This window comes from Sphingosinicellaceae bacterium (assembly GCA_019285715.1).
Taxonomy (GTDB): domain Bacteria; phylum Pseudomonadota; class Alphaproteobacteria; order Sphingomonadales; family Sphingomonadaceae; genus Glacieibacterium.
This window is the reverse complement of record CP079108.1, coordinates 3434536-3460313: the sequence shown is the minus strand read 5'-3', so window position 1 is coordinate 3460313 and position 25778 is coordinate 3434536. Positions and strand designations below refer to the sequence as shown.

Sequence of the window (25778 nt, the reverse complement as noted above, 5' to 3'; positions counted from 1 at the left end):
AAATGTTCAGGGAATGCGGAACGCTCGCGTTGCTGGCACCGGGGCCCATGAGGGTCCCGGCGTAATCGGCCCTATATGTGTCGGGTCAAAGGACCAGCACCATGGACGACCCGCATTTTCACGACCGTGGCGACCAGGATGCCTGGCTCGCGAGCGACGGGCTCGGCACCACGGTCAAGGATCCCGTTTGCGGGATGACCGTCGACCCGGCTCGGTCGCCGCATCGCAGCGACCACGACGGGCAGGCCTATCATTTCTGCAGCGCCGGTTGCCGAGCGAAGTTCATTGCCGACCCGGGCAAATACCTCGGTAAGGCGCAGCCGGTGGCGGCAGCAGTGCCGGGGGCGGTCTGGACCTGTCCGATGCATCCCGAGATTCGCCGCGACAAACCGGGAAGCTGTCCGATCTGCGGCATGGCGCTGGAGCCGGCCGCGCCCTCCCTCGACGATGCGCCCAATCCGGAGCTGATCGACTTCACCCGGCGGCTCTGGGTTGCCGGCGTCCTGACGGTGCCGCTGCTGATCGTCTCGATGGGGTCCGAGATGTTCGGCTGGCACCTGTTCGAGGCACGCACCTCGGCCTGGGTGCAACTCGCGCTGACCGCGCCGATCGTCTTGTGGGCGGGCTGGCCATTCTTCGCGAGGGGGTGGACGTCGGTCGTCACCTGGCATCTCAACATGTTCACGCTGATCGCGATCGGCGTCGGGGCGGCGTTCCTTTACAGCCTCGCCGCGACGCTGTTTCCGGGGGTGTTTCCGCCTGCGTTCCGGATGCACGGCGGGGTCCCGGTCTACTACGAAGCGGCGGGCGTCGTGGTGACGCTCGTCCTGCTAGGGCAGGTTCTCGAGCTGCGCGCTCGGGCTGCGACCGGCCGGGCGATCCGGGCCCTGCTCAATCTGACCCCCAAGACCGCGCATCGGCTGGCAGCCGACGGCAGCGAAGCCGAGGTCGCGCTCGCCGATGTGCGGGTCGGTGACCGGCTCCGCATCCGACCCGGCGAGGCGATTCCCGTCGATGGCATCGTCGTCGAAGGGCGTTCGGCGGTCGACGAGTCGATGCTGACCGGCGAGCCGGCACCGGTCGCGAAGTCCGCCGACGCGGCCCTCACCGGCGGCACCGTCAACGGCACCGGCAGCCTGGTCATGGCGGCCCGCGCGGTCGGTGCCGACACCATGCTGTCGCGCATCGTCCGCATGGTTTCGGACGCTCAGCGCAGTCGCGCCCCGATCCAGGCCGTCGCTGACCGGGTGTCGGGCTGGTTCGTGCCTGCGGTCGTCCTGGTCTCGGTCGCCACTTTCATCGTCTGGAGCATCGTCGGCCCGGAGCCGCGCATGGGGCACGCCTTGCTCAACGCGATCGCGGTGCTGATCATCGCCTGCCCCTGCGCGCTCGGGCTGGCGACGCCGATGTCGATCATGGTCGCCGCTGGGCGCGGGGCGCAGGCGGGCGTGCTGATCAAGAACGCCGAAGCGCTGCAGGCTTTTGAAAAGGTCGACACGCTGGTCGTCGACAAGACCGGCACGCTGACCGAGGGCAGGCCACGCCTGATCGCGACCGAGCCCGCGCCGGGCTTCACCGCGCCGCAGCTCCTCGCGGCCGCGGCGGCGGTCGAGGCGCAGTCCGAACACCCGCTCGCCCACGCGATCGTCAGTGCGGCGCGTGAGCAAAATCTCGGGCTCGGCAAGGTCGAAGACTTCGCTTCGCAGACCGGGCTCGGCGTCAGCGCGATGGTCGACGGCGTAGCGGTGGTACTGGGCAATGGGGCGCAGATGACCCGGGTCGGGGTCGATCCGGCGACGGTCGAAGCGGCTGCGGACGCGCATCGCAAGACCGGCGGCGGCACGCTGTTCGTGGCGATCGGTGGCAGGCTGGCGGGCTTCCTCGCCGTCGCCGACCCGGTCCGTAGCAATGTCCGCGACGCCATCACCGCGCTGCGTGCCGATGGCCTGCGCGTCATCATGCTGACCGGCGACAATCTGACGACCGCCAATGCCGTGGCGACTGCGGTCGGCGGCCTCGACGAGGTTCGGGCCGGACTGAAGCCGGAGGACAAGGCGCGGATTGTCGGCGAGCTCAAGGCGCAGGGCCGCCGCGTCGCCATGGCCGGCGACGGCATCAACGACGCGCCCGCGCTCGCCGCCGCCGACGTCGGGCTGGCGATGGGGACCGGGACCGACGTCGCCATCGAGAGCGCCGGCATGACCCTGACCAGCGGCGACATCTCGGCGATCGTGCGGGCGCGCAAGCTGTCGAAGGCGACGATGCGCAACATCCGCCAGAACCTGTTCTTCTCGTTCCTGTTCAACGGGATCGGGGTGCCCGTCGCCGCCGGCGTGCTCTACCCGGTCGCCGGCATCCTGCTGTCGCCGATGTTCGCCGGGGCCGCGATGGCGCTGTCCTCGTTCACGGTAGTGCTCAATGCGCTCCGCCTCAACGCCGTGAAGCTTTAGCGCGCGTCAGGCGAAGACGATAACCGGCTTGACCACCGTGCCCGCCTCGGCATCCGCGACCGCGTCGTTGATCTGGTCGAGGGTGTAAGTCCGGACGAGCTTCTCGATCGGGAACAGCCCCTCGGCGTGCAGCCGGATCAGCTCCGGGATCAGGCGGTCGGGGACGCTGTCGCCCTCGACTATGCCGCGGATCGTCTTGCCGCCGACCATCACGTCGCTGACATCGAAGCAGGCCTCGACCCCCAGCGCCGGCGCGCCGACGATCCCGCAGACGCCGCGCGGCATCAGCGCATCGATCGCCTGGCGAAGCACGTCCGCGCGCCCGGTCGCTTCCAGCGAGAACCGGGCACCGCCGTACTGCTTGCGGATCGTGGCGACGGGATCGAGAGCAGTCGGATCGATCGTCAGGTCCGCGCCCAGTTCGAGCGCCAGCGCCAGTCGCGCCGGGTTGGGGTCGACGACGATCACCGGCCCGGCACCGATCGCCTTGGCCGCCATCACCGCCGACAGGCCGACCGCGCCGGCCCCGAACAGCGCGATGCTTTCGCCCAGCCGCGGCCGTAACACGTTCAGGACCGCACCCGCGCCGGTCTGCAGCCCGCACGCGAGCGGCGCCGCCAGCTCGAACGGGATGGTGTCGGGCAGCTTCACGACGTTGCGTTCACTGGCCATCGCGTGCGTGGCGAACGACGACTGGCCGAAGAAATGCCCGTGCAACAGCCCGCCGTGATCGTCGGCGAGGGCGCTGCTGCCGTCCGGGCGACAGCCTCCAAAGCACAGGCCGAACAGCTCCGCGCAATAGGCCGGCGCGCCCGCGCGGCAGTTCGGGCAGGTGCCACACGCGAGGAAGCTCATCACCACCCGGTCGCCGGGCGCGACCTTGGTGACGCCCGCGCCGACGCGCTCGACGATGCCCGCACCTTCGTGGCCGAGCACGATCGGTTGCGGGACCGGGTACAGCTGGTCGCGTGCGATCAGGTCGGTGTGGCACAGACCGGCAGCCCTGACGCGGACCAGCACCTCGTCGTTGCGCGGTGCCTCGATGGAGATCGGCTCGACGAGGAACTTGCCACCCTGGGTCCGCAGGACGGCGGCGCGGGCCGGTGTGCGGTCGCTCACAGTCCGAGCGGCGGGTAGGCGCGCTTGCCCATCTGGAGCGTCACCCATTTGAGCTCGGTCGCGTTGCGGCTCGACCGTGTCCAGAAGCCACCGATGAACAGCTCGTAGTGCGGCACCGGCGCGGACTCGCCGACGCGGCTCTGGATCGAACGCGGCGACGCCATGGCAACTTCTCTCGTTTTCGGGTGCTGCCGCTAGCTTGCCAAATTGCGCGGCCGAAACAAGCAGCCAGTGGGCGCAATCGTTATCCGGCACGCGCAACGAGCGTACGCTTCCAGCAGAATTGATCCGCCCTCGGCGACAGCCCGCTTTCCGGGCGATTGTGCAGGCTAGAACGCGAACCCGGCGGTCAGGGCGACCGACTGGTCGCGGTAGGCCGAGCTGGCGCGCCGGTCGTAGCCGAGCCTGACCGCGAGCGAATCCTGCAGATAGCCGAAGCTTCCGCCATAGGCTGCCTTGTCCTCCTTCTCGACGTCGGCGGGGAGGTCGATCGCATCGCTGGCGCTGATGAATTCGGCGGCGGTCTGTTTCGGGTTGTCCTTGAACTGGTGGACGTAGCCGGCGTGCGCCTCGATGCTCAGCTTGGCGTCGTCGGTGAGCGGCAACAGGTAGGCGAGCGACATCCGAACGGCGTCGGTCGCGACGGTATCCGACCGCCCATCGACGGCAAGCGCGAACGCGCCGCCGCCGGTCTCGGTGTAGCCGTCCTGCTTGAGCCTGGTCCAATGGACCGAGTTGCTGGGGTTGATCTCGAGCCGACCGAAGTCGAAGCGCGCGCCGAGCGTCAGGCCTGCACCGAACTGCGTGCCGTGCCAGTCGGCGTCGACGGTGTCGCTGAAACTGCCGATGCTGAGGGTCCGAGAGCTACTGTACTTGACCTTGGCCGCAAGCCCCATCGCCTGGACGTAGAACATCTTCCACGACCACGAGGCGTACGGCGCGATGCCCTCCGTCGAGATGTGCAACGGCACGTCCGCGAGGCCGTCGCCGCCGTTCAGCTTCATCGACGCGAAGTTCGTCAGCACCGATATGCCGACGGTGCCGTGGCGGAGGAACGGCGTGTCGATGCCACCGGCGATGCCGAGCGCGGAGGAGGTAAAGCCGAGGTCCTCGGTACCTGCGGCCTCCTTCTGGAAGTCGCCGAGCTCCTGGCCCCAGACGCCGATGCCGTGGCCGCCCTGCCGGCGGATTGCGTCGATCACCTCGAGCCGCTGGGCGGCGGCCCCAAATCCGGTGTCGGCGAGCGACTCCGCGATCCGCAGCGGCGCGCTGCTGGCGCTCGGCGGGGTGATCTGGCGGTAGGCGGCAACGACCGAGGCACGGTCCGGCAGATTGGCGATTGCCGACGCCTCGGCGGAGCCGGCGGGCAGGGCATCGATCGAAGCGTTGTAGAGGTTCGCCTGGCCCCCGGTCAGGCCGATGTCGGCCGCCGACTTGCGCAGCAGCACGACGCTCAGCGTCGTCGGCGTCAGGATCGGAGCGGATGCAGTGAACAGGTAGGATGACAACGCGCTGTCGACCAGCGTCGCCAGGTGATCGGTGGTCACTCCGCCGTCGGCCTGAATGACCGCAAGCGACTGGTTCAACGCCAGCGACTGGAGCGAAAGGACAACCGTGCTGTTGCCGGTGAACGAGGCTGCGCCCTGGACCAGCAGGCCGCTGCCGCCGGGCTGGACCGGCACGACCAGCACCGAGTTGCCGCTCGCCGCGACCGAGCGCAGCGTCGTCGTGCCGCTGGCGAGGCTGAGCTTGCCGGTGTCGGCGAGCGTCACGTCGAGCGGCGTCCCGCTGATCGGGGTGGTGTCCAGCACGCCAGTACCGCTGATCGCCAGCAGTCCGCCGCCGCTGCCATAGGTGATGGTGCCGTTGATCGTGCCGGCGGTGACCTGGAGCGTCGAGGCGCCGCTGCCGAACAGTATGTCACCGGTGATGGTGCCGCTGTTGGTGACCGTTGCGCCCGCCGTTCCGGCACTGAGGTCGATCGCCCGGATCGCCTGTCCGGCAACGGCAACTGCGGTAATCGTGCCGTTGTTGACGATCGACGTCAGCGAGCCCGAGCGGTCGAGGATCGCGGTGCTGCCGTTGGCACCCGTGGCCGTGGCGGTGATCGTCCCGGTGTTGACCAGTGAGGGCAGCGATGCGCCGGGCTCGACGATGAGCCCATAGGCCGCGCCGCCCGCGCCGATGGGCGTCGAACCGGACGCTGCGGACTGAGACGTCGCGACGGCCAGCCCGCCCTGGTTCAGGAACTCCGGGACCGTCGCTCCCGCGAGCAGGTCGACGCCCGTCGCCGCGGCATCGAGCGCCACCGCCGAGATCGTCGCGGTCGCTTGCGAATTGATGCCGCCGACCAATGTCGTCGTCGCACCGCCACCGCCGACCCTGATCGCGACCGCTGCCGCACCGGCGGTGGCGATTGACGTCGAGATCACGCCGCGGTTGACGATCGCAAAGGCGCCATCGCCTTGCCCCACGGCTCCGACGACGAGCGCTTGCGGCGCGTTTGCGTCCGGTGCGACCCACAATGCGGGCGCCGATCCGGTTGCGGTGATGCTGCCGGTGACCAGAGTATCGACCGTGGTATCGACCAGCGCCGGGGCGACGACCGCACCGGTGGTATCGATGTAATAGCGGTCGTTGACGATGCCGGTGCCGACACCGGCGCTGACCCGGAGTCCGGCGAGGGCAACGGCGCCGTCGACGAGGGCACCGGAGCTGTCGGTTGTCCGCGCGGTACCAGCGGAAATCGCGGACCCGTTGGCGATCGTGCCGCTCACCGGTGCTGCGACCAGCACGCCGTAGCCGCCGGCGCCTGTCGACGCGTTCGTGCCGGCCAACATCAGGTTGCCGGCCAGCGGGGCGGTGAGCGAGATCGCCGTCGAGTTCGCGCCAGCGACGGTTACCGAGCGTAGCCCGATGTTGCCGGTAAAGGCCGATGCGACGGAAACCCCGAGCGCGTTGTCCCCGGTGACCGTGACCACGCCCGTTAGTCCCGATGAGATCGTGCCGCTGGCGTTGGCTCCAGAGACCAGGATGCCGGTGTTGCCGCTGCCGCCCGTGCCGGTGATGTCGATGGTGGCGTTGTTGACCAGACTGCCGCCGGCGCCGCTGAACCGCAGGGCAACCGTGCCGGAGACCGCACTCGACCCGATGGTGCCGCCGTTGGTCACCGTGTTCGGCGAGTCGATCGTTACCGCAGTTCCCGAGCTCGTGATGATCGAGCCGCCGCTCGCGACGGTAATATTGCCGGGGCCGGCACCGTCGGCCGACGACGTCGTGGTGGCGGTCGTCTGGCTGTTGCTGACCGTGAGGTCTCCCGCCCAGGCTGGTCGCGCCACCGCGCCGAGGACAAGCAGGCACAGCTTCGCGCGACGAGCATCTGTCTGTTTTCGCAAAACCGTTATCCCACCCGCAACACGCACTGCGGCCCTCTACGAAGGGTGAGCTATCGATCCCCCTGCCGGATCACGCCGATCGGGACGGCAGTTCCTGCGGCGTCCGGCGCGGGGACTATCCACCGGACCAACCGTAAGGCTCGCGTGAACCGGCCGGCGGCTGCAGCCTCGGCCCGAACTGGGGCCGACGATCGATGAAACATCATGACAAGCGGATACTTGGCTGGTCGGTGATCTGCCTGCTGTCCGCCTGCGCGACACCGCAGCCGCCACCGCACGGCGGCGGCATGGGTCATCCGCGGTTCGCCGGTGACGGCCCGGCGCGCGGTCAGCTGTTCATCAGCCCGATGGGTGAGCCGTTCCGCGCCGGCGGCCGTGATGCCTCGATGACGATGTGGTTCGACGGCGCAGACGGCGACCATGATGCGCGACTGTCGCGCGCCGAGTTTCGCCATGATGCGGTGCGCTTCTTCAAGACCCTCGACACCGATGGTAACGGCGAGCTGTCGCCCGATGAAGTCCACCACTATGAGACCGTCGTCGCGCCCGAGATCAGCGTCGGCGGCGGTGGCGGCAGGCCAGCGCGCGGCAGTGGCAGTGGCAGTGGCAGTGGCAGTGGCGCTGGCGGCGGCGGACATCACGGCGGCATGGGCGGCGGCAGGGGCGGGGGCGGCATGGGCGGCGGCATGGGCGGCGGTGGCGGTCATAGCGGCGGCGGTGGCGGCGGCGACGGCGCTCCGCCGAGCGGCTCTGGCGGTGGTAGCGAAGGCCTGCAGGGTGCCGGCCGCTTCGGGCTGCTCAACATTCCCGAGCCGGTCGCGTCCACCGACGGCGACTTCAATCGCACCATCACCCAGGCGGAGTTCGTCGCGGCTGCCGATCGCCGGTTCGATATGCTCGATCTCGATGCCGACGGTTTCATCGCGCGCACCGAGCTGCCGAGGCGGCCCAGTATGAAGTCGGCCGGCGACCGCAAGCCCGCGTGACGAGGGCATTGCTGCGAACGGCGCAACGCCAGGCCTCGCTGCTCGACGGCGTCCGCCGTGCGGGCCTGACCTCGTGCCTGGCCCTCGGCGTGCTGCCTGCAGCGCTCGCAGCACAGGCGGTGCCGCCCCGCGCCGAACCGCCGGCCGAACGCAGCAGCGCGCCCGACCGCGAACCCGTCGACGCGGACCCGGACATCGTCGTCACCGGGCAGCGCCAGCGCGGTGCGGTGATCGGCGACATTCCGCCCGACCAGCAGCTGGGTCCTGCCGAGATCCGGTCCTACGGCGTCAGTTCGCTCGCTGAATTGCTCGACGAGCTGGCCCCGCAGACGACCAGCGGGCGCGGGCGCGGTGGCGACGCACCGGTAGTGCTGCTGAACGGGCACCGCATCTCCGGGCTGTCCGAAATTCGCGACATCCCGGTCGAGGCGATTTCGCGCGTCGACATCCTGCCCGAGGAGGTCGCGCTGAAATACGGTTACCGGGCCGACAGCCGCGTCGTGAACATCGTCCTGCGCCCACGCTTTCGCGCCGTCACCGGCGAGCTCGCGGGGCGGACCTCGACCGGTGGTGGTGGCGACAACCCGACCGCCGACGCGACGCTGCTCAGGATCAACAAGAACGGGCGGTTCAACCTCGCGCTCAATTACCAGCACAGCGATCCGCTGCTCGACAGCCAGCGCGACATCACCGAGACCCAGCCGCGCCGCCCCTACGACCTGACGGGCAACGTCGCCGCGGCGGCTGGAAACGCGGAGATCGACCCGGCCCTGAGCGCGCTGGCGGGACAGCCGGTCGCCGTAGCCGGGGTGCCGGTGTCCGCCACCACCGGAGCCCCGGCGCTGGGGGCCTTCGCCGCGACCGCCAACCAGCCCAACACCACCGACCTGTCGCCCTACCGGACGCTGCTGCCGGAGACCCAGCAGGCGTCGATCAACGCGGTCCTCAACCGCAACTTCGGCAAGGTCGGCGCGACGGTCAACGGGCGGTTCCAGTACAACGACAGCGACGCCCGGCTCGGCCTGGCCAGCGCCGCTCTCGACCTGCCGCAGGGCAACCCGTTCTCGCCGTTCGGCAATGACGTCGCGGTCGACCGCTACCTCGATCCCGGCGAGCCGCTGCGGCAGCGCACACGCGCGACCGCCGCCCACCTCGGCTTCACCTTCGATGGGGATTTGGCGCGTTGGCGGTGGTCGCTGACCAGCGCCTTCGACCGCAACGAGAGCCGCACATTGACCGACCGCGGCTTCGACATTGGTGCGCTCCAGACCGCCCTGACGGGTGGCGACCCGACGCTCAACCCTTTCGGCCCGATCGACCCCGCCCGCCTCGGCATGCGGCTGAGCGACCGTGCGCACTCGGTCGCAACCTCGGGGAACGCCGACCTGCTGCTCAGCGGACCGCTGTTTGACCTGCCGGCGGGCCCGGTGTCGACCAGCGTCCGCGCGGGGTTCGCGGCGAGCGGCTTCGACAGCGACTCCGTCCGCGCGGGGCTGGCCCAATCCGGCCGCGTCAACCGCACCACCGGCAACGGGCAGGTCAATCTCGACATACCGCTGACCAGCCGTCGCAAGGGCGTGCTCGGGGCGATCGGTGACCTGTCGATCAATGCCAACCTGGCGCTCGATCATCTGTCGGACTTCGGCACACTGACGACGATCGGATACGGCCTGCACTGGATGCCGGTTACGGCGATCAGCCTGGTCGTCTCGGCGACCGACGAGGACGGCGCGCCGACGCCCCAGCAGATCGGCAACCCGATGCTGTTCACCCCGCAGACTCCGGTGTTCGACTATCGCACCGGCAGCACTGTCGATGTCACCCGGATCGACGGCGGCAACCGCGCGCTGACCGCCGACAACCGCCACGTCGTGAAGGTCGGGCTGACCCTCAAGCCATGGCCCAAGATCGACTTGTCGCTGACCGCCAACTACGTCCGCAGCGCGACCCGCAACGCTATCCTGGCGTTCCCGAGCGGCAGCGTCACCCCGGAGATCGAGGCTGCGTTCGCCGACCGCTTCGTCCGCGACGCCAATGGCGATCTTACCCAGATCGATGCGCGCCCGGTCAATATCGCCCGCGAGGACCGCAAGGAACTGCGTTGGGGGATCAACTTCTCCAAGCCGCTGAAGTCGGCGGCGCAGGACCGTTTCGCCGCCCTGCGCGCTGCCGGTGCTGGCTTGCCGCGGCCGCCCGGTGGCGAGCGCGGCGACGGGCGGCCCGGCGGTGGTGGCGGGCCGGGTGGCGGCGGGCGCGGCTTCGGCGGCGGCGGATTTGGCGGCGGCGGCGGCCGGCTGCAATTCGCGATCTACCACACCTGGCATATCCGCGACGACATCCTGATCCGCGACGGCATCCCCGTGCTCGACCTGCTCCACGGCTCCGCGATCGGCAGCAGCGGTGGCCAGGCGCGCCACGAGATCGAGGCGCAGGCAGGCTTCACCAGGAACGGCATCGGCGCGCGGCTCAGTGCGAACTGGCACAGCGGCACGACCGTGGACGGCATCGCCGACCGGCCAACCAGCAACCTCGTCTTTTCCGATCTCGCGACGCTTAATTTGCGCCTGTTCACCGACCTCGGACAGGTGCCCGGCCTGGCGCGCAAGCACCCGTGGCTGCGCGGCGCGCGTGTCACCTTCGCGGTCGAGAACCTGTTCGATGCCCGTACCAAGGTTGTCGACGGCACCGGAGCAGTCCCGATCCGCTATGAGCCCGACCGCCTCGATCCGCTCGGGCGGACCGTCCGCCTGACGGTCCGCAAGCTGTTCTTCTAGCGGGAGCCGATTTGCGGTGATCGCGTTTGACCGGCATGTCCGCTGCCGCCTTGATCGCCCTCGCTGCGGCTTTCGCCGCCACACCGGCTCCGCCAGCAACTGTTAGCCAGTTACGCTGGAAAAATCGGGTGCTGCTGGTAACCGCGCCGGATGCTGCCGACGCCGCCGCTGCCGACCAGCGCCGCATCTTCGCCGCGATGAGCGAAAGCAGCGACGACCGTGACCTCGTGCTGGTCGAGGTGCTCGGCACCGCGGTGCGCGGCGCGTCCGACGGTGCCGCCGGCTTACGGCGGGCCTACCACCTGCCGGTCGATCGCTTTACCGTGATCCTGATCGGCAAGGACGGTGGCGAAAAGCTCCGCGCGCAGGCCCCGCTTTCGTTTGCGACCTTGAGCCGGACGATCGATGCGATGCCGATGCGCCGCAACGGCGAACGCTAGGCGCTCCGATCTGCGCTACCGGCCCACGAGCTCGAGCCAGCGGTTGCGCAACCCGCCGCCCACCTGGGCTGTCATCCGGCATCAAGCGGGAGTCGCGCACCTGAAGAGCTATGACGCGAGTTGCAGTGCAAAGCTGGTTTCGGCCAGTGCGTCGCCCTTGTCGTCGGCCAGCGCGGCCTCGCGCAGGCGACGGATCGCGGTCGCGGGCTCGCCACCCAGTTGCCCGGAGCGATAGGCCGCCACGATCGTGTCGTAGTTGCGCAGGCCGCGCGCGAAGGTGTCGCCGTAGCCCTTGATCAGCCGCTGGCATTCGACCAGTTCGCGCGCCGCCGCGGGGTCGTGCGAGGCGACGTCCGCGACCAGCTTGAGCCACGCCTCGATGCGCGCCTGCTCCTCTCCGAAGCGCAAGGTCTTCGGACGCCAGCGGCGCAGGCCGGCGAGAAAATGCAGCACCAGGAACCAGCGTAGCCGGGTCGTGCGGACGTGGCGACCCTGCGAGAACAGCGGCTCCAGGCGGCGCACCAGCCCCGGCCTGCTGAGGATGAAGTGGCCGAGCGCCGTGGGCATGGTCTCGCAGACCTCCTGCAGGCGCGGGTGCATGAACTCGGTGATTCCGAGCAGCTGTCCGTCGCGGGCGTGGACCTCGGTGCGGACGCGCTCGACGCGGCTGGCGCGGGTCTTCAGGTCGGCGACGCGGATCGTATCCTCATAGCTCATCCACAGGGCGAGGTAGCGCGCCGCTTCCGCGGTCAGCGCGTGGCCGTCGAAGCCGTCGTCGACTGCGGCAATGCCCTTGAGGCGGTCGAGGTAGCGCGTCGCGTAGGCGGCGTCCTGATAGTCCATCAGCCGGCGGACGCCCTCGGTTGCGAGCGGCCGGGCACGTGCCGGCAGCTCCTTCTCGATGCGCGCGAGCAAAGCCGTGCCCGCCGCAGTCGTCGGCACCGGGAGAGTATTCACCACCTCCAGCGGCATCGCAGACTCGCCGAGTGCCGCGTCCCAGCCGGCCGCGAAGCCGCGCAGGTTGGCCGGTACCGCGATGCCGCTCGCCTTGATCGCCGCCTCGAAAGATGCGCGGTCGAACGGCAGTTCGCCACTGGCCGCGAGCGCGCCGAGCATCACCGAGCTGATGACGCTGCCGGCGCTGGCAGCGGCGGCGTCCATGTCGAAGCCGATGAAGCGCCTGGCGCGACGGCCGGCGGCTTCGACGACGCGGTCGCTCTTGGCGAGGCCGTTGCCCATCGCGGTCTTTTCGGAGATCGCATAGATCCGGTGGGTGGAGCCGATCAGCGTCGTGCGGTCGGCAGTTACGAAGCCGCGCAGGATCGCGCGGCCAGCTTCCATCAGTTCGGACGCGATGACGATGTCGACGTCGCCCGGCACCGGGTTGAGCGCGAGGACCGGGGCGGGCGCAGGGGCGTGGCCGCCGCTGGGAAACATCTCGATGTAGTAGATCGTCGATCCGGTGCGCTGGGCGACGCCGGGAACCGAGGTGCCCTGCGTCCGCCAGCCGTTGGCATCGCCGACCGCGAGGATCCAGTCTGCGAGGACGCCGCCGCCCTGCCCGCCCAGCGCGAGGATCGCCAGCGTCCGGCGTTGGCGCGCCATCAGAACGCCCGCGCGGCGAGGGCGCGGTCGGTCCGCGCCTGGAAGAAGCCGATCACCGCAGCCCGGATGCGCTCGGCAAGCAGGTCCCAGCGGGTCGGGTTCTGGACGATCTCGGCGCGGTAGAAGCTCGGGCACAGCACCGCGGCGTGCGCGACCTCGCCGCACAGGCCACAGCCGACGCAGCTGTTCTCGACATGCGCGATCGGGTCGAGGCGGAGCGGGTCGGGGTTGGGCTTGACGGTCAGCGAAGGACAACCTGAGAGCCGGATGCAGCTGTGGTCGCCGGTGCAGGTGTCGGGATCGATGCCGAAGCGCTCACGGACGACGCGCTTGCCGGCCTTGACCGCCTTCGCAACCAGCGGCTTCTCGCGGCGCTGCTTGTTGAGCATGCACTCCGACTGGGCGATGATGACCTTCGGCCCCGCGATCTTGGTGGTCAGCGCCTCGCGCAGCGTGTCGCGCATCGCCTTGACGTCGTAGGTCCGGGTCAGCGTCCGCACCCACTCGCCGCCGATGCCGCGCACCGCGCGCTCGATCGAGTGATGCGTGCTGCGGCTCGGATTATCCGCCGACGATGACAGGATATCCTGTCCGCCGGTCGCCGCCGAATAGCCGTTGTCGACGATCAGCGTAACCGAATCGTCCTGGTTGAACACAGCGTTGCCGATCCCGGAGGTCAGGCCGTTATGCCAGAAACCGCCGTCGCCCATGATCGCGATGGCGCGCTTCGAGTCGCTTTGCCCCGACGGGCGGAACGCCGCTGCCCCAGCCGCGCCGAGGCCGTAGCCCATCGTGGTGTTGCCGATGTCGAACGGCGGCAGGATCGAGAACAGGTGGCAGCCGATGTCGGCGGAGACGTGGCTCGGCCCGAGTTCGCGCTCGACCAGTTTCATCGCCGTGAAGATCGGGCGCTCCGGGCAGCCGGTGCAGAAGCCGGCGGGACGCTGCGGCACCTCGGCGACGGCGAGCGGCTGGGCCTCGGCCACCACCGGCGTGGGTGCGTCAGGAGCGAGCGCGGGCGCCCAGGTACGCAGGAACTTGGTCAACCCCTCGACGAGAACTTGCCCGGTATATTCGCCGGCGCGCGGCAGCACGTCTTTGCCGACGATGCGGGTCTGCAGGTCGGCGCGGCGGACCAGCGTATTGAGCTCGTGTTCGATGAACTCGGGCTGGCCTTCCTCGACGATCATCACCGCGGTCTTGCCGAGGCAGAAGGCGGCGACCTCGTCGGGGAGCAGGGGGTAGGTGACGTTAAGGCAATAGACCGGGATCTCGGCGTTGCCGAAGGCGTCCGACAGGCCGATCAGCTCGAGCGCGCGGTTGAGGCTGTTGAACAGGCCGCCCTGGACGATGACGCCGATCTCGCCGTTGGTCGGACCGAAGTGCTCGTTGAGGCGCTGCTCGGCGACGAAGCGCAGCGCGGCGGGCCAGCGCTCCTCGATCTTTTCCTTCTCGTGGAGGAAGTTGGCGGGTGGCAGCACGATGCGGTCGGTGGCGCGGCGCGGGTTGGAGGCGGCCTCGCCGACGGTGAGCGGCGGGCGGACATTGTCCTTGGCGACGAACTCGCCGGTGACGTGGCAGGCGCGGACGCGGAGCTCGAGCATGACCGGGGTGCTCGACGCCTCCGACAGCTCGAAGCCCTTCTCGACCATGTCGACGATGCTGGTCAGGTTGGGACGCGGGTCGAGCAGCCACATCTGCGACTTCATGGCGAAAGCGTGCGTCCTCTCCTGCATGATCGACGAGCCTTCGCCGTAGTCCTCGCCGACGATGATCAGCGCGCCGCCGGTTACCCCACCCGACGCGACGTTCGACAGCGCATCGGAGGCGACGTTGGTGCCGACGACGGACTTCCACGCGACCGCGCCGCGCAGCGGGTAGTTGACCGACGCCGCGAGCATGGCCGCCGCCGTCGCCTCGCTGGCGCTGGCCTCGAAGTGGACGCCGAGCTCCTTCAACAGCCCGTCCGCATCGGCGAAGACGTCCATCAGGTGGCTGATCGGCGAGCCCTGGTAGCCGCCGACGTAGGCGACGCCCGCCTGCAACAGCCCCTTGGTGACCGCGAGGATGCCTTCACCGTGGAAGACATCGCCAGCGCCGAGCCGGAGGTGCTCGACTTCGCGTGCGAACGAACGTTCCGCCACGAATTTAGTCCTGGACCAGCGCGAGAACGCGCAGCGGGCTGCCGGAGCCGCCCTTGATCTTGAGCGGGGCGGCGACGATCACTGCGCCGGTCGGCGGCAACTGGTCGAGGTTCTCGAGACACTGCAGGCCGTAGCGCCCGGCCTCGTGGAAGAAGGTGTGCGCCGGGTAAGCCGGGGTCAGCAGGTGGGCCTGCCCGGCATCGGTGCCGATCGTCTCGACCCCGAAGCCGTGGGCATCGCGGTCGTGGACCAGCATCCGCACCGCATCGGGATCGGGGCCCGGGGTGTGCGCGCCGTCCTCGCGGCGGTTGACGTAATCCTCGGGCGAACGCTTCGACCAGTCGGTGCGCATCAGCACCCAGCTGCGCGGCGGGATGCGGCCATGGACCTGCTCCCACGCCTCGATGAACGGCACGGTCAGCAGGAAATCGGGGTTTGCAGCGGCCTCCTTCGAGCAGTCGATGACCACGGCCGGGGCGACGAAATCGCGTGCTGGCACGCTGTCGACGGAGTTGTCGGCGCGGTCGCGGCCCGTGATCCAGTGGACCGGCGCGTCGAAGTGCGTGCCGGTGTGCTCGCTGACGGTGAAATTGTTCCAGTACCAGGCGACGCCGCGCTCGTCGTAGCGCGAGATTTCCTCGCGGCTGAAGGCGGCGCACTGGCCGAACTCGTCGGGCAGGACGAGGACGGGGGTGTCCTCCGACAGGATCTGGGTCAGGTCAACGGCGCGGATCGTGCCGCTGGCGACGGCCTGCGCGAAATTGTGGAGCAGTTCAGCTGACATGCAATTTCCCCGGGTCCGGATGACGACTCGAAGTGTGACCGATAAAACTTGCACGTGCAACCATTCTCGCGTTGCCCGGAACGATTGCAGGGGCTAGTTGCGGAGCGTGCCCGACAACAACAGCATCGCCTGCGACAACCGCAAGCTGGGCGATCCCGGCAGCCCGGGCTTCAAGGTCGACCGCTATCCGTTCTACCTGCTCAACCGCGCCGTCAGCCGGTACAACATCGTCATCGAGGCGCGGCTGCGGACAATCGGACTCGATATCCCGAACTGGCGCGTGCTGATGGTGCTGGGCGAGCGCATGCCACGCAGCGTCGGCGAGCTGGCGGACGCGGCGGTGATCAACCTGTCGACGATGCTGAGGATCGTCCAGCGGATGGAGAAGGCCGGGCTGGTGTCGTCGGAGGTCAAGCCCGACGACGCGCGGGTCCGCCAGGTCTTCCTGGCCGCCGCCGGAAGCGATCTGCTGGCCGCGGCGCGCGAGATCACGGCACCGGTTTACGCTGGGGTTATCACCGGATTTTCCGCGAGCGATTTCGACCGGCTGATAGGACTGATTGGGCGCCTGCAGGAAAATCTCGATGCACTGCCAGGCGATACCGATAAATAGCCAAGCGTTTTTGACAACGAAATTGCGAACTCATTGCGCTTGCTGCGCTTGCGAAATGCCGATTAACTGAGCTTACTGCCGTTGCGGAGTAGCGCGACGATCGAGCGAAGGGAGGGCGCGGCATGGCAAGCGATCGACCACGACAACGCCGCTGGCACCTGGCGCTGCTGGTGCTGCCGTTCGTCTGGCAGGTTGCGCTCGCTCCGTGGGCCAACGGGATCGAAGCCCGGCCCTTTGCCCTACCCTTCGCAATGGCGTGGCAGATGGGGGGCGTGGTCTTCGCGAGCCTCGTCATCACAATCGTCTACCTGATCGACCGTCGCCGCGAAGCCCGGAACGGCACGCCTTGATCCTCGCACTGACGCTGGCGATCGTCGTAGCGACTATCGTCGGTGCGATGGCCTATGGCCGCCGCGCTGCACGCGCGAAGAACGTCGAGGACTGGGCGCTCGGCAGCCGCCGCATGGGAACGCTGATCTTCTGGTTTTTGAACGCCGGCGAAATCTACACGACCTTCGCCGTGCTGGGTATATCCGGCTTTGCCTGGGCGTACGGCGCACCGGCGTATTTGGCGTTCTGCTCGGTCTCGCTGGCAGCGGCGATCGGCTATTGGCTGATGCCGGAAATCTGGGCCGCGGGGCGCCGGCGCGGCCTGATCACCCAAGCCGATTTCTTCGCCGACCACTACCGCGCCAACTGGCTCGGTATCATCGTCGCGGTCGCCGGCATCGCCGCGCTGGTGGTCTACGTCCAGATTCAGATCACCGCGCTCAGCCTGATCCTGCGGCTGACACTTGGCAGCGAGGTCTCAGGCACCACAGCGGCTATCCTCGCTGCCGTCGCGATGCTCGCCTTCGTTTTCCTGGCGGGCTTGCGCTCGGCCGCTTTCGCCGCCGGGGTCAAGGATATCCTGATGCTGGCGCTGGTCGCCGGGCTGTGTGCGACCGTCGCCTCGCATGTCGGCGCGACCTCGATGCTTGACGTGTTCCGTCTGGTGCAGGAGCGGCATCCCGGCGTCGGCAGCCTGCCCGGGCTGCAACCCGCGGCGGGGCTGGGCACGACCTGGCTGATGACCTCGGCGCTCAACGTCGCGCTGGGCACCTGGATCTTCCCGCACATGTTCCAGCTGTGCTTCTCTGCCGCCGACGCCTCGACGATCCGGCGTAACGCGATCTTCCAGCCGCTGTATTCGCTATCTTACCTGTTCATCATCCTGCTCGGGTTCGCGGCGTTGCTGGCCGGCACCATCCCGCCCGACGGCAACCTCAATGCCGCGCTGCTGCAGTTCGTCGCCGACCGCTATCCGCCGTGGGTGATCGGGATGCTGGCGGGCACCGCCTGCCTGCTGGCGCTGGTGCCGGGGTCGGTGCTGCTGCTGACCATGGGCTCGATCTTCTCGCGCAACGTCATCCAACCGCTGCTGCCGCGGCTGTCGCCGCGCGGCGGGTTGACAGTGGCGCGGGTGTCGATGATCGGCTTTGCCGCGGTCGCGGTGTGGCTGACCATCGGCGGCACGCGCTCGCTGGTCGAGATCGGGCTGTCGGCTTACGCCTCGATCGGCATGCTTGCACCGGGTGTGTTCCTGGCGTTCACCTGGACCCGGGCCAGCGCCGTCGGCGTGTTCGCGGGCATGGTCGCGGGCTATGTGACACTACTGGTCCCGGCCGTGACGGCGCTGGCCGGCACGTTGCTGCCGGGCTGGGAGCCCGGGCTGGTCGCAATGCTGCTCAACGCGGCGGTCGCGGTCGTCGTCAGCGCCTTGCTCCGCCCCGCCGTTGCGCTGGCGGCAACGACATCGACGGCGGCCTGACGTTGCGCTTGAGGGCCGCCACCGCGACACCTGTACCACCGACCATGAGGAGCCGTTCATGACCTCCCGCCCGCAGTTCCTCGCCGCCGACCATGTCTCGTTCACCGTCCCCGATCTCGACGCCGCGGTCGCCTTCTACAGCGACGTGTTCGGGGCGCAGGAGTTGTTCCGCGTCGGTCCGATCGATGCCGCCGAAATCCCCGCCGGAGCCGACGGCCGCGACTGGACCGAGGCGCATGTCGGAGTTGCCGGGGCGCGGCTGACGCTGGCCATGCTCAAGCTGACCAGCAACCTGAACCTCCAGCTTGTCACCTACGACAAGCCCGACGACCGCAACACGCATGTGCCGCGCAACTGCGACCGGGGCGGTCACCACCTTGGCCTGCGGGTCGACGACGTCGACGTCGCCGCGCGCTACTTGGCGGAAAAGGGCTGCACCGTCCTCGAGACGATCCTGATCGACAGCGGGCCGCTGGCCGGCAAGAAAAACCTCTATGTCCGCGACCCGTTCGGGCACCAGCTCGAAATCGTCGACTGAACCCGCGAAGGAGCATTCCATGGCCATCGAACGGATCAATCCGCCCGAACTGTACGACAGCGTCGCCTACGGGTTCTCGCACGCGACGCTGCAGGACGGCGGCAAGACGCTGCATCTTGCCGGGCAGGTGGCGTGGGACAAAGACTACACCCTCGTCGGTCCCGGCGACCTCGCAGCGCAGACCCGGCAGGCACTCGCCAACTTGCGTGCCGTACTTGCGGCAGCGGGCGCGACGCCGGCGGACGTTATCCGCATCCGAACCTATATCGTCGGTCATACGCCCGACAAGCTCGGCGTCATCGGTGCCGAACTGGGCGCGTTCTACGATGGCGCAACACCGGCCCCGAACACCATGATCGGGGTCGCTACGCTGGCGTTGCCCGACTTCCTGATCGAGATCGAGGCGACCGCGACGGTCGCCTAAATCAGGTCGGCGACCGCGACCGGACGCACCGGGAAGCGGGCGGTGAAGCCCGCCGGTCGCCCGGTCTCGCCGAGAATGGTCATAACCGCCTGCTCGCACGACCGGCCCTGGCACAGGCCCATGCCGGCGCGGGTGACGAGCTTCAGCGAGCTTGCTCCTCCCGGGCCACCGCGCGACGCCATCGCCGCCCGCAACTGTCCCCGGGTGACGTCCTCGCAGCGGCAGACGATGGTCGTGTCGTCGATCAATTGCGGGACGATGGCCGCGGGCGAGGCGATGTCGGCGAGCATCGCCGCGAACTTCCGGCGGCGGGCCAGGCGAGCGCGGGGTGCGCGAGCTGCTGCGTCGGCCTGCGCCACGGTCAGGCGGCCGGCGTCGAGCGCGATGCCGAGCCCGGCGATCCGCCCCTCCTCCAGCGCGCAGTCGGCGCCCGCGACCCCGGTCGTCTCGCCTGCGACGAAGAGGCCGACGATACTGCTCCGCAGCCATGCGTCGTGCGTCGTCGCCCAGCCGCCGGTCGCCGGATCGCGCTCGACCGTGCAGCCGGTGGCGCGCGGCAGGTCGGCCTGCGGCAGGAAGCCGAAACACAGGGCCAGCGTGTCGCAATTGAGCACGCCGGCGGTTCGCCCGGTCGGGCCGGAGGCGACGCAGTTCTGCAGGGTGACCGAGGACAGCCGTGCGCGACCTTCGGCGCGGGCGACCGTCGTGCCGAACCGGACCGACACGCCGGCCCAGCGCAGCCGCGCGAACGACACCGCCGCGCTGGCGAGCGTCGATGCATTGAGGACGGCGGTCAACGGGTCGGCGAGCACGCGGGCCACCGCTGCGGCCGCCGACTGCGCGAAGATCACCGCGACCACCGTGCCGCCGCCGCGCCGGACCTGATCGGCGACGAGAAGCTGTAGAGGGTGCGTCCCCGCCAATACGAAGCGCCGGCCGGGCAGGAACTGCTGGCTCTTGATGAACGCCTGCACCGCGCCCGCGCCCATGACGCCGGGCGTCGTCCACCCGGGCAGGGCAACCGGCATGTCGTAGCAGCCAGCGGCGATGAGCACGCGTGTCGCCACGGCGGAGGCCGGTCCGGCGGGTCCGTTGGCGACGATATCGAAGCCGTCGGCGCGCTTGAAGAGGCCCAGCACCGACGTGCCGCCGCGCCAGTCGATCGCTGTGAGTGCGGTGGCGCGCGCCAGTTGGGCCGCGACGCCGCGGTAGGCCCGACCCTGCATCCACCGGGCTACCGCGAAGCCGACCGGTGGCTGGCGGAGGATCTGCCCGCCGAGGCGCTGCTGTTCGTCGAACATCACGACCGACAGGCCATTGGCGATGGCGATCTCGGCAGCCGCCTGCCCGGCCGGGCCGCCGCCGACGATCGCGAGATCGAAGACCGAAGGCTCAGTCATGCCGCGCCAGCTCCACCGCCATGCCGGCAGCGACCAGGGTCAGGCAGGCCCTGACGTCGCGCGCGGCTCGCCCCGGCACCGTCACCCGGACGAAGCATTCGCAGCAGGTCCCCATGTTGCAGAACAGCCCGCGCGGCCGGTCGCGGCTGTCATCGCGAAAGGCGCTGATCCCGGCGGCGATCAGCGTCGTCGCCAGCGTCTCGCCGCCGAAGGCCGGCACCACGCGCCCGTCAACGAGGATGTCCAGCCCCGGCCCGCGTGTGACGCTATCCTCGATGCGCATCAGCCCATGAATCCATTGAGGTGGTCGAACCGCCCCGGCCCGAAGATCGCCAGTTCGGGCGCCGGCTGGCTGCCCGCCATCTGCGCCGCTAGCAACCTGGCGAAGGTCGGCCCCAGCGTGAAGCCGGAACCTCCGGCTGCGACGAACAGCCCCGGCGCGACCTGACCGACGATCGGCAGCTGGTCGACGGTCAGCGCGACGATGCCGGTCCAGCTGCGGATGATGTTGAGAGACGCGACCGCAGGCACCGTGTCGACCGCGGCGCGCAGATTGCCCTGCACCGACGCCAGTTGCAGCTCGGGCGGGCGGCTGACGTCGAAGCCTCCCGTCGGCGACTTGCGCAGGGTCGATGACCAGCCGCCGCCGATCAGGACATTGCCACTATGCGCCTGCTTCATCGACAGGCGCCGACCGACGTGCTGGACCAGATGCGGCAGGAACTGCGGGCGACGGTCGGTGATGTTCATCGTCAGCCCGGCGGGGAAGATCGGCAGGTGCAGGTTGAACAGCGCGCCGACCGTAGCCGTCGCGGCCCCGGTCGCGAGCAGCACGCGGTCGGCCTGGACCGTCGTCGCCACGTCCCCCGAAGCCAGGTCGACCGCGTACCCGCCGTGGTGCTTTGTGGCCCCGGTCAGCACGGTGCGGGTGCGAACATCGACACCATCGGCGATCGCCGCGCGCGCGAAGACACGGGCAATGGTGCGCGGGTTGGCGTGGCCCTCAGATCCGAGCCAGCTCGCAGCCTGGATTGTGGTCGCGAGATACGGCGCCAGTCCGCGCAATTCGTCGCCGCCGATCAAGCGGGTCGCGAGACCCATCGCCTGCTCGCGGACGACCTTGCGTTGGAGCTGGGCGACCTCGGCCGCGGTCTCGGCGACCATCAGCCCGCCGTCCATGACGATCTCGAGGTCGTCGTCGAACATCGCCTGCAGCCCCTGCCAGTCGGCGACCGCGAGCCGGTTGAGCGCCAGCACCCGCGTCGCCTGCTCGGCCAGCGCCTCGCCGTTCTCGAGGAAGCGCCGCTCGATCTGGAAGTGGAGCGAGCCCGCGTTCTGCCCCGATGCGCCGCCGTTCAGCTCGCCCGCCTCGATCAGGATCACCGAGGCCCCGGCGCGCGCGAGGTGGAAAGCCGTCGCGCAACCCGTCAAACCGCCGCCGACGACCAGGACGTCGGCGCGGTCCATCCCCTACAGCTTGCCGACCGCGCGCAATGTCTCGGCGATGCGCTGCCGGCCCGCGTCGTCGACGTCGATCAAGGGTGCGCGGACGCCGCCGAGCGACATGCCGAGCGCGGCGAAACCCGCCTTGAGCGCAGCTGGGCCCGACCCGAAGCGGCCGACAAGATCGGGGGTGTACCAGAGGTCGAGGATCAGTCGGTCCTTCGCGCCGCAGGCCCGCGCCGCATCGATGTCGCCGCGCCACAGGTTGTTGTAGAAATCCGGCTGGTCGCGCCCGAGGACGCCGCCGGCGCCCATCGTACCGTCGCCGTCGTGGACCCGCAACAGTGTCAGGCCATGCTCGTCCATCGAGAAGCCGAACACCCGAACCTGCTCGCGCAGCGCGAAGAAGGTCGCCACGAAGCGGCTGAGCACGCCCGTCGACTGCTTGATCGCGGCGACGTTGTCGATCGCCGCGATGCGGGTGAGCAATTCCAGCGACATGTCGATGCCGGTGCCGGGCGGCCAGTTGTAGACGCACAGCGGCAGCGGCGAGCGCGCCGCGACGGCCTCGTAGAAGCGGAAGATTTCCTCCTCGGTCGGCTTCAGATAGGGCGGCGGGGTCAGCAGGATGCCGTCGAAGCTTGCAGCTGCAGCGTGCTCGGCGAGCGCCACCGCCTCGTCCGGAGTGTAGCTGGTGCAGCCCGCCAGCAGTGGCAGCCGGCCCTTCATCTGCGCTCCGACCGCGGTGAACAACTGGCGCCGCTCGACCGGTGACAGGCTGGTCCACTCGCCGGTGGTGCCACCGATGACGAGGCCGTGCATACCCTCGCCGTGGAGCCATTCGAGGTGGCGGGCCAGCGTCGGCAGGTCGAGCGCGCCATCGGCAGCAAAGGGCGTCAGCATCGCCGGGATGTACCCGCGCCAGTCCGTCCTTGAGCGCTTGCTCGTCACGCGATGGTCCCCCGGTGATATAGTCCTTGGTCGGGTCTAGGCCAGCGATCATGCACCATCAATGACAACGCCTTCGGTACATCATTGCAGTGACGGCAACGATGCGCGATGCTGTGCATTCGCAACGAGGTGCGACGATGACAGTGACCGCGCTCCGCTACCTGAACGAGGCCGCCAGTGCCGGCTCGATGCGTGCCGCCGGTGACCGGATGGGCATCGCGGTGTCCTCGATCAGCCGCCAGATCGCTCAACTGGAGCTCGAATACGGCTTGCCGCTGATCGAGCGTGGGCGGCGCGTTATCCAGCTCACCCACGCCGGCACGCTGGTCACCGAGCACTACCGCAGCATGCTCGCTGACCGCGAAGCGCTGCTGGCCCGCCTGCACGACCTGCGCGGCGTCCGCTCGGGGCATGTCATCCTCGGCGTCGGCGAGGGTTTCCTGGGCAATGCCTTTACCCGGATGCTCGACATCTTCCGGCGCGCCAATCCGCAGATCCACCTGACCGTCGAGGTCAAGTCATCCGCCGACATCGTCCAGAGCGTGCTCGCCGACGAGGCGCATTTCGGGCTGGTGCTGCAGGTTCCGCCCGACCCAAAGATCCGCTTGCGGACCTCGGTCGCGCAGCCGCTGATGGCGATCATGGCGCCGACGCACCCGCTCGCGACGGCGCAGCAGGTAATGCTGAGCGACCTGCTCGAGCACGACCTGTGCCTCGCGCCCAAGGATTTCCGCATCCGCCAGATCCTCGCGGCGGCCGAATTCCGGCATCACGTCTTCCTTGAGCCGGCGATGACGACCAACTCGATCCACATCATGCGCGAGGTGGCGCGGTCGGGAACCGCGATCTCGATCCTGCCGGCATTGTCGGTCCGCACCGACCTCGAGGACGGCACCCTGGTCGCGATCCCGCTCGCCGACGCGACGATCGAGGAGACCACGCTCGGACTGATCTCACGCGTCGGTCGGCAGCTGGAGGGCGCTCCGCTGCGCCTGTTCACCGCGGTCGAGGCCGACCTGCGGAATTGGGCGAAGCGGCCGAGCGGCAGTTAGATGCTTGGCAGGGCTCGAACCCGTGCATGTCATCCCGGGCTTGACCCGGGACCCAGCTAACCCAACGCTCGGACCTCGGAGGAAGCTGGGTCCCGGGTCAAGCCCGGGATAACAATGTGGTCCGGGATGACAATTCGAATTGCCCGCGTGTTGCCTCACGAGAAGATGTTCCCGAGCGGTGATGCCGTTGCCTCACCAGAGTGTTCCCCTACGCCGATCACCAGGCGAGGTCGATTCCCGGTTGATGGGACGCTGTGGAGCGGAGCCGTAGGCGAAGCGGAGCAGCGTCCCATCAACCTTCGACTAGCACCGACACCGGCATCGCCGTATCCGTAGGAGATTCCGCCGCCAGCCCGGAATGAGTGAACACCAGTGCGTGAGCGTATTCGGACCGCCAGACCTTAAGGCGGCGCTGGACGGTACGGATCAGGCCATCGGGATAGTTGTCGGGCCGCTCGACCTGAAGTTTTTCCAGCAGCTCCCTGCCGGTGCGCCACGGCTCGTCCTCGAACCAGCGCTTCAACTGCTCGCTCACCTCGATCAGCGGATCGGGACGGCGACGACCGCGCTTGATGACCGGTTTATTGGATGCAGTCGGTCGCGCTTCACCGCCCTGCCATATCGTTTGCAAGCTGGAGAGGAACGCGTCCAATGGTGGGGCCGCGGGCTGCTCGCTCACCGGTACTGGGCTGACCATGTCGGCAAGGGCGACCAGCCGCTGTTGGGCCGCCCTGATATCGCGCAGCAAGCGGACGGGATCGAGGTCGGCAAAGATCGCACGCACGCGTGTCCGGGTCTTATCAGATACCCGCGGATCGTCGAGCAACCGCTGATAGGGCGTCGCTGGTGCATGATAGCGCTTGCGAACCCGCGCACCGTCGCGGTGCTTCTCGGCCAGCTTGAACGAGGGCTGGAAGAAGTTCACGAACAGGCGCGACGCCGCGTACAGCTCAGCCAGCGCAACGGTCGCCTCCAGCCCCTCGAAGCGACGATAGCCAGCCAGGCGGCGCACGACTGATCCGTTCTTTTGCTCCACCCATGCCTGGTCGTTCTTGCGATAGGGTCGGCAGCGCGTGAACGCGATGTCGGAGGCAGCGCAGTAATCGCGCACCGTCTCGTTGATGAAGACGCTATCGTTGTCAGTGTCGAACCCCAGCAGCGGGAACGGCATCAGCCTGCGCACCTCGCTAAGCACCGCGACGAGCACCGTCTGCTCGCGAACCAGTAGCGGCGCGCACTCAGTCCAGCCGGTCGCGATGTCAGTCAACGTGAACGTCCACGCAAAGCTTCCCTTCGCGACCGGACCGCTGTGCGATACGAGATCGGCTTCGACATACCCCGGTGCCGGATTGTCCCAGTCGTCAAACGTCCTGATCGGTACGCTTTGCCGGAGCGCCGTTCCCGCGACACCACGTCGCCGCGGTTTGCGATTACCGGCCTTTGCGGCGCGAAGCACGCGATCGATCGTTGCCGCGCTCATCTTCGTCAGCTGCGACCTCACCGCCGGCGCCAAGTCCAGATGGCCATGGCGCTCCATCGCCTCCAGCAGGATCGGAATGAGCGGTCGCAATCGCTTGCCGCACAGCCGATCCGCCGCCTCCCAGAGCACGATAAGCGCGGTCCGGGCCGCCTCGTCGTAGATCCGACGCTCGATGCGGACGTTCGCCGTCGTGACCGCGGGGCCCGCCCGCATCAGCCGCATCGCATGCTTGCGGTGAAATCCCGTCACCGCAACGAACTCGTCCAGCACCCGGCCCTTGCTTGCTCGATCAGCCGATCGGTACCGTTCGCTGATCGCAGCGACCAGCTCCGTACGCGTTGCCATGCTCACCGTCCTCATAGCTCGCTCC

21 protein-coding genes are annotated in these 25778 nt (G+C 68.9%); 10 read left to right on the top strand and 11 right to left on the bottom strand.

The window, feature by feature from the left end:
• The first annotated feature begins 101 nt into the window (after positions 1 to 101).
• Positions 102 to 2450 (top strand): heavy metal translocating P-type ATPase, encoded by a 2349-nt coding sequence (locus tag KX816_15790; GenBank protein ID QXQ05671.1) that lies wholly within the window; start codon positions 102 to 104, stop codon positions 2448 to 2450.
• Between the two features lie 6 nt (positions 2451 to 2456).
• Here KX816_15790 and KX816_15785 read toward each other — a convergent pair whose 3' ends face one another.
• The 3 genes from KX816_15785 to KX816_15775 all read right to left on the bottom strand — a co-directional run bounded on the left by KX816_15785 (position 2457) and on the right by KX816_15775 (position 6964).
• On the bottom strand, positions 2457 to 3617 hold the full coding sequence (locus KX816_15785; protein ID QXQ05670.1) for an NAD(P)-dependent alcohol dehydrogenase: 1161 nt from the start codon (positions 3615 to 3617) through the stop codon (positions 2457 to 2459).
• Positions 3566 to 3733 carry a hypothetical protein gene (locus KX816_15780; GenBank protein ID QXQ05669.1) on the bottom strand — a complete coding sequence of 56 codons (168 nt, stop codon included), beginning with the start codon at positions 3731 to 3733 and terminating at the stop codon, positions 3566 to 3568. The genes KX816_15785 and KX816_15780 overlap by 52 nt, the downstream gene beginning before the upstream one ends.
• A gap of 165 nt (positions 3734 to 3898) precedes the next feature.
• Positions 3899 to 6964: an autotransporter domain-containing protein gene (locus KX816_15775; protein QXQ05668.1), complete on the bottom strand. Its 3066-nt coding sequence runs from the start codon at positions 6962 to 6964 to the stop codon at positions 3899 to 3901.
• 194 nt (positions 6965 to 7158) lie between these two features.
• Between KX816_15775 and KX816_15770 the strand changes: the two genes are divergently transcribed.
• The 3 genes from KX816_15770 (at position 7159) to KX816_15760 (ending at position 11164) form a co-directional block, all read left to right on the top strand.
• Positions 7159 to 7950 (top strand): EF-hand domain-containing protein, encoded by a 792-nt coding sequence (locus KX816_15770; protein QXQ05667.1) that lies wholly within the window; start codon positions 7159 to 7161, stop codon positions 7948 to 7950.
• A 65-nt stretch (positions 7951 to 8015) separates the two neighbouring features.
• Positions 8016 to 10724 carry a TonB-dependent receptor gene (locus KX816_15765; GenBank protein ID QXQ08616.1) on the top strand — a complete coding sequence of 903 codons (2709 nt, stop codon included), beginning with the start codon at positions 8016 to 8018 and terminating at the stop codon, positions 10722 to 10724.
• Positions 10725 to 10759: 35 nt separating this feature from the next.
• The gene (locus tag KX816_15760) at positions 10760 to 11164 is read left to right on the top strand and encodes a DUF4174 domain-containing protein (protein ID QXQ05666.1); all 405 of its coding nucleotides are present in this window, start codon (positions 10760 to 10762) and stop codon (positions 11162 to 11164) included.
• A gap of 108 nt (positions 11165 to 11272) precedes the next feature.
• Here KX816_15760 and KX816_15755 read toward each other — a convergent pair whose 3' ends face one another.
• Genes KX816_15755 through KX816_15745 form a run of 3 tightly spaced genes read right to left on the bottom strand, consistent with a single transcriptional unit; the run spans position 11273 to position 15697 of the window.
• Positions 11273 to 12769: an indolepyruvate oxidoreductase subunit beta family protein gene (locus KX816_15755; GenBank protein ID QXQ05665.1), complete on the bottom strand. Its 1497-nt coding sequence runs from the start codon at positions 12767 to 12769 to the stop codon at positions 11273 to 11275.
• On the bottom strand, positions 12769 to 14913 hold the full coding sequence (locus KX816_15750) for an indolepyruvate ferredoxin oxidoreductase subunit alpha (GenBank protein ID QXQ05664.1): 2145 nt from the start codon (positions 14911 to 14913) through the stop codon (positions 12769 to 12771). Before KX816_15750 ends, KX816_15755 begins: the two co-directional genes overlap by 1 nt.
• Before the next feature lie 4 nt (positions 14914 to 14917).
• On the bottom strand, positions 14918 to 15697 hold the full coding sequence (locus tag KX816_15745; GenBank protein ID QXQ05663.1) for a cyclase family protein: 780 nt from the start codon (positions 15695 to 15697) through the stop codon (positions 14918 to 14920).
• 124 nt (positions 15698 to 15821) lie between these two features.
• Here KX816_15745 and KX816_15740 point away from each other — a divergent pair, with 124 nt between their 5' ends.
• The 5 genes from KX816_15740 (at position 15822) to KX816_15720 (ending at position 19082) form a co-directional block, all read left to right on the top strand.
• Positions 15822 to 16310: a MarR family winged helix-turn-helix transcriptional regulator gene (locus tag KX816_15740; GenBank protein QXQ08615.1), complete on the top strand. Its 489-nt coding sequence runs from the start codon at positions 15822 to 15824 to the stop codon at positions 16308 to 16310.
• A gap of 122 nt (positions 16311 to 16432) precedes the next feature.
• Positions 16433 to 16660 (top strand): DUF3311 domain-containing protein, encoded by a 228-nt coding sequence (locus KX816_15735; protein ID QXQ05662.1) that lies wholly within the window; start codon positions 16433 to 16435, stop codon positions 16658 to 16660.
• Entirely contained in the window at positions 16657 to 18120 is a 1464-nt protein-coding gene (locus KX816_15730; GenBank protein ID QXQ05661.1) for a sodium:solute symporter family protein, read from the top strand. Before KX816_15735 ends, KX816_15730 begins: the two co-directional genes overlap by 4 nt.
• Positions 18121 to 18178: 58 nt before the next feature.
• On the top strand, positions 18179 to 18658 hold the full coding sequence (locus tag KX816_15725; GenBank protein QXQ05660.1) for a VOC family protein: 480 nt from the start codon (positions 18179 to 18181) through the stop codon (positions 18656 to 18658).
• A gap of 19 nt (positions 18659 to 18677) precedes the next feature.
• Entirely contained in the window at positions 18678 to 19082 is a 405-nt protein-coding gene (locus tag KX816_15720; GenBank protein ID QXQ05659.1) for a RidA family protein, read from the top strand.
• Here KX816_15720 and KX816_15715 read toward each other — a convergent pair.
• The 4 genes from KX816_15715 to KX816_15700 are packed head-to-tail and all read right to left on the bottom strand — an operon-like array spanning position 19079 to position 22876.
• A complete protein-coding gene (locus tag KX816_15715; GenBank protein QXQ05658.1) occupies positions 19079 to 20482 on the bottom strand; it encodes a (2Fe-2S)-binding protein in 1404 nt (467 codons plus the stop codon). The genes KX816_15720 and KX816_15715 overlap by 4 nt on opposite strands.
• The gene (locus KX816_15710) at positions 20475 to 20765 is read right to left on the bottom strand and encodes a (2Fe-2S)-binding protein (protein ID QXQ05657.1); all 291 of its coding nucleotides are present in this window, start codon (positions 20763 to 20765) and stop codon (positions 20475 to 20477) included. Before KX816_15710 ends, KX816_15715 begins: the two co-directional genes overlap by 8 nt.
• Entirely contained in the window at positions 20765 to 21949 is a 1185-nt protein-coding gene (locus KX816_15705) for an FAD-binding oxidoreductase (GenBank protein ID QXQ05656.1), read from the bottom strand. The genes KX816_15710 and KX816_15705 overlap by 1 nt, the downstream gene beginning before the upstream one ends.
• Before the next feature lie 3 nt (positions 21950 to 21952).
• The gene (locus tag KX816_15700; protein QXQ05655.1) at positions 21953 to 22876 is read right to left on the bottom strand and encodes a dihydrodipicolinate synthase family protein; all 924 of its coding nucleotides are present in this window, start codon (positions 22874 to 22876) and stop codon (positions 21953 to 21955) included.
• Positions 22877 to 23013: 137 nt separating this feature from the next.
• Here KX816_15700 and KX816_15695 point away from each other — a divergent pair, with 137 nt between their 5' ends.
• The gene (locus tag KX816_15695) at positions 23014 to 23928 is read left to right on the top strand and encodes a LysR family transcriptional regulator (protein QXQ05654.1); all 915 of its coding nucleotides are present in this window, start codon (positions 23014 to 23016) and stop codon (positions 23926 to 23928) included.
• A 292-nt stretch (positions 23929 to 24220) separates the two neighbouring features.
• On the opposite strand, the gene KX816_15690 is transcribed toward KX816_15695, so the two are convergent.
• Positions 24221 to 25768 (bottom strand): DDE-type integrase/transposase/recombinase, encoded by a 1548-nt coding sequence (locus KX816_15690; GenBank protein ID QXQ05653.1) that lies wholly within the window; start codon positions 25766 to 25768, stop codon positions 24221 to 24223.
• Positions 25769 to 25778: the final 10 nt, after the last annotated feature.

What these genes read in the sequence shown, in the direction of transcription:
- KX816_15715 (QXQ05658.1), bottom strand. Translation starts at nt 20,482, where the DNA reads ATGACTGAGCCTTCGGTCTTCGATCTCGCGATCGTCGGCGGCGGCCCG.
- KX816_15780 (QXQ05669.1), bottom strand. Translation starts at nt 3,733, where the DNA reads ATGGCGTCGCCGCGTTCGATCCAGAGCCGCGTCGGCGAGTCCGCGCCG.
- KX816_15745 (QXQ05663.1), bottom strand. Translation starts at nt 15,697, where the DNA reads ATGTCAGCTGAACTGCTCCACAATTTCGCGCAGGCCGTCGCCAGCGGC.
- KX816_15735 (QXQ05662.1), top strand. Translation starts at nt 16,433, where the DNA reads ATGGCAAGCGATCGACCACGACAACGCCGCTGGCACCTGGCGCTGCTG.
- KX816_15720 (QXQ05659.1), top strand. Translation starts at nt 18,678, where the DNA reads ATGGCCATCGAACGGATCAATCCGCCCGAACTGTACGACAGCGTCGCC.
- KX816_15705 (QXQ05656.1), bottom strand. Translation starts at nt 21,949, where the DNA reads ATGGACCGCGCCGACGTCCTGGTCGTCGGCGGCGGTTTGACGGGTTGC.
- KX816_15695 (QXQ05654.1), top strand. Translation starts at nt 23,014, where the DNA reads ATGACAGTGACCGCGCTCCGCTACCTGAACGAGGCCGCCAGTGCCGGC.
- KX816_15785 (QXQ05670.1), bottom strand. Translation starts at nt 3,617, where the DNA reads ATGGGTGACGCTCCAGATGGGCAAGCGCGCCTACCCGCCGCTCGGACT.
- KX816_15790 (QXQ05671.1), top strand. Translation starts at nt 102, where the DNA reads ATGGACGACCCGCATTTTCACGACCGTGGCGACCAGGATGCCTGGCTC.
- KX816_15690 (QXQ05653.1), bottom strand. Translation starts at nt 25,768, where the DNA reads ATGAGGACGGTGAGCATGGCAACGCGTACGGAGCTGGTCGCTGCGATC.
- KX816_15760 (QXQ05666.1), top strand. Translation starts at nt 10,760, where the DNA reads ATGTCCGCTGCCGCCTTGATCGCCCTCGCTGCGGCTTTCGCCGCCACA.
- KX816_15755 (QXQ05665.1), bottom strand. Translation starts at nt 12,769, where the DNA reads ATGGCGCGCCAACGCCGGACGCTGGCGATCCTCGCGCTGGGCGGGCAG.
- KX816_15770 (QXQ05667.1), top strand. Translation starts at nt 7,159, where the DNA reads ATGAAACATCATGACAAGCGGATACTTGGCTGGTCGGTGATCTGCCTG.
- KX816_15710 (QXQ05657.1), bottom strand. Translation starts at nt 20,765, where the DNA reads ATGCGCATCGAGGATAGCGTCACACGCGGGCCGGGGCTGGACATCCTC.
- KX816_15725 (QXQ05660.1), top strand. Translation starts at nt 18,179, where the DNA reads ATGACCTCCCGCCCGCAGTTCCTCGCCGCCGACCATGTCTCGTTCACC.